The 12,903-nt window shown below is 36.5% G+C and carries 10 protein-coding genes and 1 pseudogene; all 11 read right to left on the bottom strand.

What is annotated here, in order from left to right; translation table 11 throughout:
- Positions 1–204: 204 nt before the first annotated feature.
- Positions 205–474, bottom strand: a pseudogene (locus tag MOJ78_RS02015) (TCP-1/cpn60 chaperonin family protein); the annotation flags it as partial.
- Positions 475–496: 22 nt separating this feature from the next.
- Positions 497–1,744 (bottom strand): TRAP transporter large permease subunit, encoded by a 1,248-nt coding sequence (locus MOJ78_RS02010; protein ID WP_304979563.1) that lies wholly within the window; start codon positions 1,742–1,744, stop codon positions 497–499.
- Positions 1,745–1,946: 202 nt separating this feature from the next.
- Positions 1,947–3,485 carry a galactarate dehydratase gene (garD, locus tag MOJ78_RS02005; protein WP_304979562.1) on the bottom strand — a complete coding sequence of 513 codons (1,539 nt, stop codon included), beginning with the start codon at positions 3,483–3,485 and terminating at the stop codon, positions 1,947–1,949.
- A gap of 63 nt (positions 3,486–3,548) precedes the next feature.
- Complete coding sequence (locus MOJ78_RS02000) at positions 3,549–4,613, bottom strand: Ldh family oxidoreductase (protein WP_304979561.1); 1,065 nt, start codon at positions 4,611–4,613, stop codon at positions 3,549–3,551.
- 109 nt (positions 4,614–4,722) lie between these two features.
- Positions 4,723–6,072, bottom strand: coding sequence for a glucarate dehydratase (gudD, locus tag MOJ78_RS01995; protein ID WP_304979560.1), 1,350 nt, complete (start codon positions 6,070–6,072; stop codon positions 4,723–4,725).
- Positions 6,073–6,108: 36 nt separating this feature from the next.
- Positions 6,109–7,623 carry a tripartite tricarboxylate transporter permease gene (locus MOJ78_RS01990; protein ID WP_304979559.1) on the bottom strand — a complete coding sequence of 505 codons (1,515 nt, stop codon included), beginning with the start codon at positions 7,621–7,623 and terminating at the stop codon, positions 6,109–6,111.
- A 15-nt stretch (positions 7,624–7,638) separates the two neighbouring features.
- The gene (locus tag MOJ78_RS01985) at positions 7,639–8,043 is read right to left on the bottom strand and encodes a tripartite tricarboxylate transporter TctB family protein (protein WP_304979558.1); all 405 of its coding nucleotides are present in this window, start codon (positions 8,041–8,043) and stop codon (positions 7,639–7,641) included.
- Positions 8,044–8,142: 99 nt separating this feature from the next.
- A complete protein-coding gene (locus MOJ78_RS01980; RefSeq protein ID WP_304979557.1) occupies positions 8,143–9,189 on the bottom strand; it encodes a tripartite tricarboxylate transporter substrate-binding protein in 1,047 nt (348 codons plus the stop codon).
- Positions 9,190–9,442: 253 nt separating this feature from the next.
- The gene (gucD, locus tag MOJ78_RS01975) at positions 9,443–10,906 is read right to left on the bottom strand and encodes an alpha-ketoglutaric semialdehyde dehydrogenase GucD (protein WP_304979556.1); all 1,464 of its coding nucleotides are present in this window, start codon (positions 10,904–10,906) and stop codon (positions 9,443–9,445) included.
- Between the two features lie 53 nt (positions 10,907–10,959).
- Positions 10,960–11,889, bottom strand: coding sequence for a 5-dehydro-4-deoxyglucarate dehydratase (gene kdgD, locus MOJ78_RS01970; protein WP_304979555.1), 930 nt, complete (start codon positions 11,887–11,889; stop codon positions 10,960–10,962).
- A gap of 21 nt (positions 11,890–11,910) precedes the next feature.
- Positions 11,911–12,627, bottom strand: coding sequence for a FadR/GntR family transcriptional regulator (locus tag MOJ78_RS01965; protein ID WP_304979554.1), 717 nt, complete (start codon positions 12,625–12,627; stop codon positions 11,911–11,913).
- Positions 12,628–12,903 lie beyond the last annotated feature (276 nt).

Genomic DNA, 12,903 nt, shown 5'->3' with positions numbered 1-12,903 from the left:
ATATTTGACGTACAAATAAACTGCCTTTGATCCAACCAAAAAAAGTTAAGGTGATTTTGATAAAACTACGAACTGAAAAATGATTTTGAATATGTTAAAAAAAGGACACAGGTTTGACCTCTGTCCTTTAAATCCTTATATTGTAAGAGTTTTTCGGGGCAGATTACATCATGCCCCCTATATTCCGCCCATGTCAGGCACAGCGTCGATCAGGTTTACCCACTCGCCAGTGGAAGCATTGAATCCAATGCCAACGCCTTCACCTTTCAAGAGTTCAACAACAACGGATCCTTCAAGACCAGCGTTGTGAGCGATTTGACGGATCAGCTCTTCAAGTGCACGAAGAACGATGTTCACACCAGTGGATTCGTCACCTTCAGTTTCGATTGCTTGAACCGCTTTTAATAGGTTACAAGCGCTGTTTGTTCCACCACCAGATACGATTCCTTCTTCTACCGCTACACGAGCTATGTTTTTACCCTTTTAGACAACTCCCTTATCTAATCCACATAATTATGCTAACACCCAAAACTGCAAGTATTGATAAATGCAATCCATTTGCGCGAAGTCCAACATGAACACCTGAAATCCCCACTAGTCTGCTAACCGTCATATTTAGACCAGAAAAAGGACTTATAGCGGAAGAGATCGCCCAAGCAATCAATAGTAGAATTGCTAAAGAGAGAGTGCTTATTCCTAGTTCATGTGCATTTAATTGCATTGCCAAAGCCGCAATAACGGCTATTTGATGTAGACCTATAAAAGTTACAACTAAAACAAGTGCTAATAATGCTATCGCAAACAATAAAAATGATTTTGATGCTAATGACGATAAGAAGTTACTTATTATATTAGCAAAATTTGTTCCTTGAATAGCATGGGCAAACAAGCCAGCACTTGTGAATAACATAATTTCATTGTTCATCATAATAATGGTTTTGTCCCGATATACCTTGATTTCAGATTGAAGACTTTTCCGATTTTTTGTTATCGCTCCCGATGCTAATGGTATTGCAATAGAAATCAAACAAACAATAACAACCATCGACCATTTAGTAATATACTCTATCGTTAAAGAGATAAACATAACCAAAATAACAAAGATAGCTAGCTTCATAAGTTGATTTCGATGGTGTCTTTTCAAAGAAAGTTTTTCACCTGTATTTTCCCACAGTGGATGATTCCTTTCCCAAACTACAAATAAAATATTACCTACGATTAATGCTATGATTGATATTCCTATTCCAAATAAAATATAATTGCCAACTGGCATATTAAGGTAATAAAGAACTAATGAAACAGAAGCAAAGTACGGTGACCACATGATAGCAGTAGTGAATCCAACAAGGTAGCTTTTCGCATATATTATTGAAGGAAGTTTTAAATCAGTAAGAAATTCATCAATAATTCGAACAGTTCCCAAACTTAATACTGGACTTAGAATAAATAGGGATGTTGTTATCCCCGCAAAAAGTTTTCGTGGTTGATATAATAAGTTCCGCAGTAAAGCGCCAACAGCTTCCATGTAACCACCAAGTTTTAGTGGAAGGGAAAGAAGCGGTGTTAAGGTGATTAAACATATTAAGGGAAGAATTAATAATATACCTTGGCTAATTCCCTCTATACCTGATCCCTTATTAAACTCTAAGAGAATTCCAACGCCCATCATAAAGAGTGCAATTATGCGGGGGAATCCACTTCCTTGAATAGCGCAAGCAATAAATGTAAGTAAAGCCATAAACATGACGAGGTATCCTAGCCATGCCAAATCAAAAAAATAGTACGATAAGAACAGAAAACACATCGATAAAATGAGGTAACTTCGCATTTACCTCTCATCTCCTTATATACATAAACAATAATCTCTCGGTTAAGTGAAAAAAGATTAATAATATCTACACAAAAGAGACAAACCTTTGTATAGGGTTTGCCTCTAACAAAAGTAATTATGTTATTGGTGCAGGATTGAACAAGCTTAAGTCATTATGAAGTCCCCAATGCTCAGACCATGTTTGTTTATGCCCACTAGCAACATCTAAAATGAAATGGAATATTTTCCAACCCACCTCTTCTATAGTCGCCTCACCGGTTGCTATTTGTCCTGCATTGATATCAATTAAATCACTCCATTGATCCTTAAGCGAATTTCGACTTGAAACCTTAACTACGGGTGCCATTTGTAAACCGTATGGTGTTCCACGTCCTGTAGTAAAGACCTGTATATGCATTCCAGAAGCTAATTGTAAAGTTCCACAAACAAAGTCACTTGCAGGTGTAGCTGCAAATATCAAGCCCTTTTCCATTGCCTTTTCTCCCGGTGACAAAACACCAGAGATTGGACTACTTCCAGATTTAGCGATTGAACCAAGTGATTTCTCTACTACATTGACTAATCCACCTTTTTTATTTCCAGGTGAAGGGTTTGCGCTTCGATCCGAATCTCCTTTTTGTAAATAATTATCATACCATTTCATTTCATTGATCAATACACGACCAACTTCTTCATTAACAGCTCGTGGTGTTAATAAATGAATAGCATCACGAACTTCCGTTACCTCTGAAAACAAGACTGTTGCTCCTGCACGTACCAATAAATCAGCAGCATACCCTACAGCTGGATTGGCAGTTACACCAGAGAACGCATCGCTCCCGCCACATTGTAAGCCAATTACCAAATCAGAAACAGGACAAGTAACTCTTTCACGCTTGCTTAACTTTTCCAAACGCTCTTCTGCCATTTTCATGATTGAATCAACCATTTTCATGAAGCCCTGTTGATCTTGAAGTGAGAGAATATTTGCTTTTGCATGATCACCTGGTATTAACCGTTCAGGTAATAGTTTCTCACAGCCTAATCCAACGACCATTACTTCTCCACCAAAGTTAGGGTGTGTTGCCAAATTTTGAATTGTTCGAATAGGAATTTTTGCTTCAGGTGCATTAATCGCTACACCACATCCATATGTATGGTTCAAAGCAACAACATCATGGACATTTGGAAATTTAGGCAATAGTTCCTTTTTGATTTTATTAACCGTATAATTCAGAACTCCAGCTACACACTGTACGCTTGTTGTAATTCCTAAGATATTTTTAATTCCTGCACTTCCATCTGCATTTCGATAGCCTTCAAACGTATAGCCGTCAAGAGGTGGAAGCTCTTCATCTGACTTTGTTGCAATTGGCAGTTCATCCAATAATGGAGGAGTAGGTAGCTTTACATACTTTTCTCTCACCCAGCTCCCCTTTTTTATAGGAACTTCTGCATAGCCTATAACTTCACCATATCGAATGATCTCTTCTCCCTGTTTCAAGTCAGTTATTGTAACTTTATGACCTTCTGGAATAAATTCCTGTAATTCCAACCCACAGGAAAATACAGTTGCTTCCTTTAGTCCACCAGAATTAACAATTGTTGCAACATTATCCCCTTCATTTACTTTTATATAAAGTGGGATTTCTTTTTGTGTTTTTTCCGATGCCATATAAAAATTCTCCCCTCTAAAACTATTGATATAGTAAGATTAGGACATTTATTATAGGAGGTCTTATGTTTTTTGGTTGACGTTTTCATAATCTTCTATATTCACACCACATTCTTTACCTACTTGTTTTAATCCTTCATAAACCTCTTTATCTAAATCGATTCCATTTTCTAACCTTGTCTGCTCTGTTTTATTTTCAATCTCACCTGGAACGAATATCTCTTCAACACCTTCTGCTGCAGGTGTTGATTTAATCTCCTCAATCATTTGATCAATTCGCTGTTTATACTCTTTGGCAGGCATAAACTGATTAATATCCATTAGTTGGAAGAAATGACCTACGTTTTGTGGCTTATCATAATCTCCATAGATATTATTAATATGTGGGCCAAAACCTGCTCCCGTCAACACACCACTCATAATATCGATCATAAGTGAAATACCGTAACCTTTTGGGCCACCAAATGGTAAAACGGATCCATCTAATGCAGCCTGTGAATCAGTCGTTGGCCTACCTTCCTGATCAATCGCCCAACCTTCAGGAATATCACTTCCATTTTGTGCAGCCATAATAATCTTTCCTCGTGCTACTACACTAGTAGCCATATCCAATATAATCGGGTCATATTTACCTGCAGGAACCCCATAAGCATATGGGTTTGTTCCAAAATAAGGTTGAATACCACCCCATGGAGCCATTGTTGAAGGTGCATTAGACATTGCAAAAGTAATCATATCCTCTTCAACGCCACGTTTTACATAATATGCTCCTGCTCCAAAGTGAGAGGAACGGGTTACACCGATATGGACTCCCCCACTTTTCTTTGCCTTTGCAACCCCTAGCTTCATAGCTTCACGACTTACGATTTGCCCCATTCCATCGTCACCATCAATCAATAATGTTGCATCACTTTCTTTTGCAATTTTTACATCTGGATTTGGGTTTGTGGCACCTTCTTTTAATCGTTTCACATAAATGGGTACACGAGTTACACCATGGGAATCAACTCCACGTAAATTTGCCGCAACTAGACTATCTGCCACTGTATAACTATCTTCGTCTGATATACCTACTACTTTAAAAATATCACATACAAAATTAGTTAGATTTTCGCTTTTAAAATTCAAGATAATTCCTCCATAAAGTAATGACCTTTTGTGAAAAGTTTTTATTAATCTAACAAAATAAGAAAGCACCAATACACCTACTGTTTGTGCTTACTTATTCATATGATAGTTACCGAACCATACAAGGCTTTTTATTATCAAATTTCCAACCTGGAATTAGGTATTGCATAGCAATAGAATCATCACGAGCACCTAGCCCAATTTCTTCTTTATAAAGCTTATTTGCTTTCTCGATTTTGTTCATATCAATTTCAACACCGAGACCTGGCTTATCTGACACTTTGACTTTTCCCCCTCTTATTTGCAAAGGATTTTTCGTTAGGTGCTGTCCATCCTGCCATATCCAGTGAGTATCAATTGCTGTAATATTTCCAGGGGCAGCTGCAGCAACATGTGTAAACATTGCTAAAGAGATGTCAAAATGATTGTTTGAGTGAGAACCCCATGTTTTTCCCCATTCATGACAAATTTGTGCAACACGTACTGATCCTTGCATAGTCCAGAAATGGGGGTCTGCAAGTGGAATATCAACAGCGTTTAATTGCAGTGCATGCCCCATTTGGCGCCAGTCCGTTGCGATCATATTCGTTGCAGTAGGCAGTCCTGTCTCACGGCGAAACTCTGCCATCACTTCACGTGCAGAGAAACCTTGTTCAGCACCACATGGATCTTCCGCATATGCCAACACATGATGCATATCTTTACAAAGTCTAATAGCATCTTCAAGATACCAGCCACCATTTGGGTCTAGGGTAATACGCGCCTTTGGGAAACGTTCAGCCAATGCTGTAACAGCTTCAATTTCTTCCTCACCTCGGAAAACTCCACCCTTTAATTTAAAGTCATTAAATCCATAGCGTTCCTTTGCTGCTTCTGCTAATCTAACAATCGCTTCAGGCGTCAAAGCCTTTTCTCGACGTAGTCTGAACCATTCATCATCAGAGTGATTTTCACTAATATAAGGCAAATCAGTTTTAGAACTATCACTTATGTAAAATAGGTACCCGAGCATTTCTACTTCGTCCCGCTGCTGGCCTTCACCTAATAAGGCTGCTACTGGAACTTCTAGATGTTTTCCTAATAAATCTAACAGTGCAGCTTCTAACGCTGTGACCGCATGAATCATAATACGCAAATCAAAAGTTTGCATTCCACGACCAGAAGCATCTCGATCAGCAAAATGCGCTTTTACTTTATTTAATATATTGTTATAGTTTCCAATGGAATTACCTATTAATAATGATTTTGAATCCTCTAAAGTTTTGCGTATTTCTTCTCCACCAGGAACTTCCCCAACTCCCTGATTTCCACTGCTATCCTTAAGAATAACTATATTTCTTGTAAAAAAGGGAGCATGTGCACCACTTAAATTTAATAGCATGCTATCATGACCTGCAACTGGAATTACCGAAATTTCCACGATAGTTGGAGCAGTTTGTTTTGTAGTCATAACCCCCATATTGACAACTCCTTAATTATTATGAATTTTTTACAATTATGTTGCTGTTGTGATTGTTTCTTCTTGTTTATCCTTTTTTGATTTATTATTAGAGTAAATCGAATAAACAATAGAAGCGATAATCATGAGCCATAACACAACCGCAATTGGGCCTTTTGTAAAGAATATCGTTAAATCTCCATCGCTTCCTTTTAAACTATCAATAAAGTATTTTTCACCTGGTTTTCCTAATATAAAGCCGATCAAAAATGGGGCAATTTGAATTCCGATTTTTATAAATATATAGCCAAGAACACCAAATAATAATAGAGTCCAAACATCAAACATTACACCATCGTTAATCGCATAGGAACCTACAACACACATCACAATAATTATTGGATAAATCGTATGCTTCGGGACATATATGATTTTCGCCATATACTTAATAAAAAAGAACATAAGCAAGAACATCGCAATGTTTGCAATAATGAGCGCGTATACAATGCCGCCCCATAATTCAGGATGTGTTGTAATAAATAACGGACCTACTTGGATCCCCTGTAATAAGAAAGCACCGATTAATACTGCGGTAGTACTATCGCCGGGTATCCCTAAAGAAAGTAATGGGATTAAAGCTCCACCGGTTAAACCATTGTTAGATGCTTCACTTGCAATTACCCCTTCTGGTTCTCCAGTACCAAGCTTTTCAGGTTTTTTTGAAAAGTTTTTTGCTTGTGAGTAAGCAGTAATAGAAGCTGCACTCCCACCAACACCTGGTAAAATCCCTATAAAAGTACCTAATAATGAGGAACGAATAGTATTGACGATTTGACCATTAAATACTTTAAATGTGAACTTATTCTTTTTATTTTTTTTAAAATCAAATTTTTGATGGGCAGCTGGCTTCATTCCCTCTTCGGATTCTTGCATTATTTGGGCGATGGCAAATAAACCGATCAGTACGGGAAGAAGCGCAAAACCGTAATACAATTGCTCTTCTAGTCCTGAAGGAACAAGTCGTAACTTATTGTTATCAGGAAACATGCCAATAAGACTTAAATAAATTCCTAAAACACCACTGAATATCCCCACAAGTAAGCTTCCTTTTGAAATAGAAGCAATAACCGTCAGTGCAAAAAGGATAATTAAAAACTTTTCTACTGATGAAAATTCAATTGCTACCGAAGCAAGTAATGGAGCAAAGAAATATAAAATTGTTAAACTAAAAAAGCCACCAATCAATGATGCTGTAATCCCGATTTTCAACGCTTTTTCCCCTTGTCCCTTTTGGGTCATGGGGAAACCGTCAAATGTTGTACAGAGCGAAGAAGGAGTACCAGGTATGTTTAAGAGAATAGCAGGTACTAAACCACCGCTAATTCCACCAACGTATAAACCTAATAATAATGCAAGTGCTTCAACCATATCTAATGCATAGGTGAGAGGAAGAAAGAGGGCAATGGCCATAGTAGCTGTCATCCCAGGTATTGCCCCAAAAATTATTCCCATCAACACACCTGTAAATACTAATACAACAGACAATGGGGTAAGAATTTCAAAGATCTCCATAAAAGACAACCCTCCCTACGGTAAAGTTATATCGAACAATTTGCCGAATAAGAACCAAATTAAAACTGATGTTATAATTGAATTAGCAAGGGAAAGAATAATAGCTTTTTTCTTTAAATTCCCGATATATAAAAGCATGATCAGAAACATAAAGGGTATACTTGCCGGAAGAAAACCAATAGGTTCCAAAATAAATCCATATCCTAAAAGTAAAGCAATTGTTCCATAAAATTTATATTTATCATAATTGTCAATAAAGAATTTAAAGTTGAATTCTTTTAATTTTCCAGCCTTTGCTCTGTGGATAACATTACTTAACATGATAAGAATTAATAAGATAATGAGTACAGATAAAATTATTTTCGGGAATACTGTATGGGATTCACTAAATTTATATTCAAGGGTAAGGAAATCACTCAACAACTTCACCTTCCTCCTAAAATCTTTCTTCTATTTTCAGATAATACGAGGCTGTCTGTCGTATATATACAGACAACCCCATAAAATTACATTATTTAATTAATCGGTAAGCTCATCTACAGTTGGTGCATTATTAATAATGTTTTGGAAAGTGGATCTCTTCTCTAGTAAATAATCATCGGCTTCTTCAGCTGGAGTATAACTAGGGATATATGCATTTTTTGCTAAATCCTTTATATAATCTGGGTTTTCTACTACTTGTGCAACCGCTTCATCCAAAGCCTTAGCAAATTTCGGATCAATATCCTTCGGTAATAGAATGAAGAATTGCTTATCAAAAACAAAATCTTTACCGTTTACTTTAATTCCTTGTTCAGCAAATGTAGGAATTTCATATCCTTCAACTCTTTTCCCTGCTGTAATGCCTAAAAACTTCATCTTGATTTTAGAATCTACGTCATCTTTTGTATATTCGAAATTACCTCCAATTGATCCGTTGATAATATCAGCATTTCCATCCCATAATGCTTGGTTTTTATCTTCTTGAGATCCTGTTGGATAAACTTTGATTCGATCGGAAACTTCTGTTCCATATTTCTCTTTTACCCATAAATAATAACCATCAAAAGAAATTTCTGATACACCACCAGCTTCAATAGCAACTGTGACTGTTTCATCCGGATTATTTTTTAACCATTCTGCCGATTCAGCCATTGTGTTATATGGTGCATCTGCACTTGTTAAAAATGCATTACCAGGGTTTGTTGAAACAACTGGACCAACCTTCCAATTTTCTAAAGCATATTTTTCACTAATACTTCCATATTCAACACCTAAATAAGCCATGTCATGGAAAAACATAATCGTACTTCCATCAGTGTCTGCCTTGTCTAGTGCTGTAAATGCTTTTACCGCTCCAACCGCATCTACTTTCATATTAGTACCTAAAACCTTTTCTAAATATCTACTTGCTGCACTTGAGTTTTGGTATGTATCCCCGCCTGTTGATGAAGAACCAATAACAACACGAATTCTATCCGGAATCTCAGCTTCTGAAGAGTCGTCACTTGAATTAGCACTTTGATTACACGCAGCCAGAACAACTGCCAGCATTATTACCATTAAAAAAGGCAACAATTTCTTCATACTTTACACCCCTCAATTTTTTTTTTGCAACCTACTATTATTCATAAGCGAGTCGAAGACCCGTGGTTACCAATATAAGCGCTTTCAAAAAATAAACGATTAGCAGTTTGATAGTTGCGATAACTGACCTTTATGATCGCATTAAATACAAAATATTCAGATATTTTAACTTATAACAGGATTTTTGATTTCTCTCTTTACTTATCTAACAATAGATGGGAGAAAAAAACTCCCATCTATTTTAAAGAGTTCTCTATTTAACAAAAACTGTTTTAATAGATGTGAAAAACTCGATTGCAGCTTGACCTTGTTCACGGGAATGTGAACTAGATTGTTTCATGCCACCAAATGGAGCTTGCAGTTCAACACCAGCACTCTCGGCATTAATTCGAACAAGGCCGGCATCCATTTCATTAATGAAAGATAGCATTTTTTGTATGTTAGTAGTAAAGATTGACGCACTTAAGCCAAACTCCACATCATTAGCTAGCTCCAATGCTTCTTCCATAGATTCTACTTTCATTAGAGCGAGCACAGGTCCAAAAATTTCTTCTTGTGCAATTGTCATATCAGAAGTTACATTTTCAAATAATGTCGGCTGGATAAAATACCCATTGTCAAATTCGTCACCTGAAAGTCTTTCACCACCTAAAATTAGCGATGCACCTTCATCTAGACCCTTTTGAATATAAGAGAGTACCGTATTCAATTGATTTTCACTGGCACTTGGACCCATCCAAATACCTTCCTCTAAGCCATTTCCAATGGTAATTTCCTTAACTTTCTCGAGAAGTTTCTCTTTAAACTCTTCATAAACTTCACTTTGGATAATGACACGACTAGTTGCTGTACACTTTTGCCCAGTTGAACGCAGTCCACCGCTAATTGTCGCTTCTACAGCAAGGTCAAGATCAGCATCTGAACTTACAATGACTGGATTTTTACCACCCATTTCAAGTTGATATTTTCCACCCCGTGCAAGTACTGTTTGCCCTATTTGTTTTCCTACACTATTTGAACCTGTAAATGTGATGCCGTTTACATCAGGATGTTCAGCTAAGCCTTGTCCAATAACGGAACCCGGACCTGTAATCATATTTACAACACCTGGAGGAAATCCTGCTTCTGCAAAGCACTCATAAACTTTTGCGCATGTCACTGCTGTTTCTGTTGCAGGTTTAAGAACAACTGTATTTCCATAGATTAATGCAGGTGCAGCTTTCCAAATTGGAATTGCTACTGGGAAGTTCCAAGGAGTAATAACTCCAACAACACCTAATGGAGCACGAGAAGTAAACATTAGAGCATCCTTATCTGTTGAAGGAATCACATCTCCAACTTTACGCATCCCTTCACCAGCATAATATCGAAGGATCGCTACTCCACGAGCAGTCTCCCCTTTTGCTTCTGGAAGTGTTTTTCCCATTTCTCTTGTCATTGTTTCTGCAATTTCATCAATACGGCTTTCAAGGATATCTGCTGCTTTATATAAAAACTTCCCTCTTGCATCGCCAGGCAATTTTTTCCATGATTTTTGTGCTGCTTTAGCTGTAGCTACTGCATTATCTAAATCTTCTTTTGTTGACTTTTGTACATATCCAATCACATCTTCATTATTTGCAGGATTGGTATTTTCAATAACTGCTCTTGTGCTAGATGGTACCCATTCATCATTAATAAAGTTCAAGTAATGCTTTTTTTCTGTTTGTACTGTCATTATTCACCCTCCGATTTCCACAAATTTCATGCGTGTATTTCTACTATTCTTTATTAAAGTGAAACTTTATTTTCAGCAGGATATTTTTCAATAGCCTTTTTCAGGATTCCTTCCAGCTCCTTATAGTGATCCTGTTCGACTGGAACAATTGGTGGTCTAACATCTGTAGAGACAGGAAGCCCTACAATTTTCATACCTGCTTTAATTAAGGAAACCGCGTACCCTTTTCTCTTCTTGCGAATACGATTAATAGGTAAAATTACATCTTCGTAAATATCATTTACTAATTGTTTGTCATCATTTAATAATGCATTATAGAACTTTCTAGAAATATGAGGGATATAGTTTGATATTGCAGAGGAATAAGAATTAAAGCCTAATGGTATGTATGCTGGCATTGTTACTTCAGCCATAGGCATGCCATTTAGCCATCCTACGCGATTTCCAATCATTTGAGTTAGTTCAATGTTTAAATCAACATTACCTACCCCATCTTTGACCCCGACTACTTGTGGGAATTCAACAAGCTTCTTCAAAGTATGTAACTGCAAGACTGCATTTGCTCTTTGGTATAAAATTGCATTTAGATCGGAGCTTTTAATAATGGATTTATAGTATTCATAAAGACCTTCTTGCTCTCCTTCAATCAGATATGGAGGTAAGATTAAATATCCATCAGCTCCAAGCCTTTCTGAAATTTGTGCTTTCTCTATTGCCTCAGCTGAATTTCCGCCTACACCTGTATAAACGGGGACCTTGCCATCTACTACAGAAACTGCAATTTCAACCATTGTTTCATATTCTTTTGTACTAATTGCATGATACTCACCAGAACCGCAAGCGATAAAAATTGACTCTAAGCCGTTTTCTAATAAAAATTCAATATTTTTTGTTAAGCCTTTTTCATCAATGTTCCCGTTTTCATTAAATGGAACAATTGGGAATCCTAAGATACCTGTAGGAGCTTTTCTTTGATTCGACATTCAATTTCATCCTTTCAAATTTCAATTGTTCTTATTTTCAGCATGAACTCTTGCAAAGAGTCTTTTTCTAACATGATCTAGATGTCGGTACATACATTGATAGGATTCTATCGGATCTCTTTTTTCTAGGGCATGATAAATTTGTTTATGTTGTTCTACAGTTATGTTTTTATCTTTATCCGCACTAGGAATTATCGAAAACATCTTGTCAAACATATTGAGTAATGGATCGATGATTCCTTCGGTAATTGAATTACTGGCACTAAAAGCAATGATCCGATGGAACTCTTTATCGATTTCTCTGTAATCTCCCTCTTGCCTTTCCATCAACTCAATATTCTCTCGTAACCTCATTAAATCGTTATCAGTAATTTTCTCTGCCGCTAATGCGACGAGGCCCAACTCTTGAGACATTCGTGTTTCAGCAATCGATTGAATATTCCCTGCAGATAATGACAGCATAATTTCAAATGGCTTACTCCAAATCTTATTTGTAAAATATGTTCCTTCCCTAGTTTTTCTGCGAACTATTCCAATAGTTTCTAAGGAGCTTATAGCTTCTCGTAATACTGGTCTACTTACCTTAAACCTATCTAGCAAATCCATTTCTGTTGGAAGCTTATCTCCTGGATTGAGTTGACCACTAATAAGTAAGTGTATAATTTGATCGATTACCTGATTAGATAATGTATCGCGTTTTACAGATTTTATATCAAGTTGACCATCTGCCTTTTGCAATTTGATTCTCTCCTTTTACTACCTCTTGAATAATTTAAATTGTAAGACAAATAAATTGTATTGTCAATTAGGAAAATTCAAAAAATTAAATTATTTTTTTGTAAGGCAAATAAATTGTTTGAGATAGATTTATTTAAATATACAATGCTAACTGCTTTAACCCATAGCCTTCAATATCATTGAGGAAAGGCTAGGACAAAAAAGATGAAAAAGAGGCTTCTCAAAAAAATTAATGAGAAGCCTACAATAATATCCTTTATGTTAGTAAAATGTTAG

The sequence above is a fragment of the Alkalihalobacillus sp. AL-G genome (assembly GCF_030643805.1).
Taxonomy (GTDB): Bacteria; Bacillota; Bacilli; order Bacillales; family Fictibacillaceae; genus Pseudalkalibacillus.
This window is presented reverse-complemented; position numbering and strand designations above follow the sequence as displayed.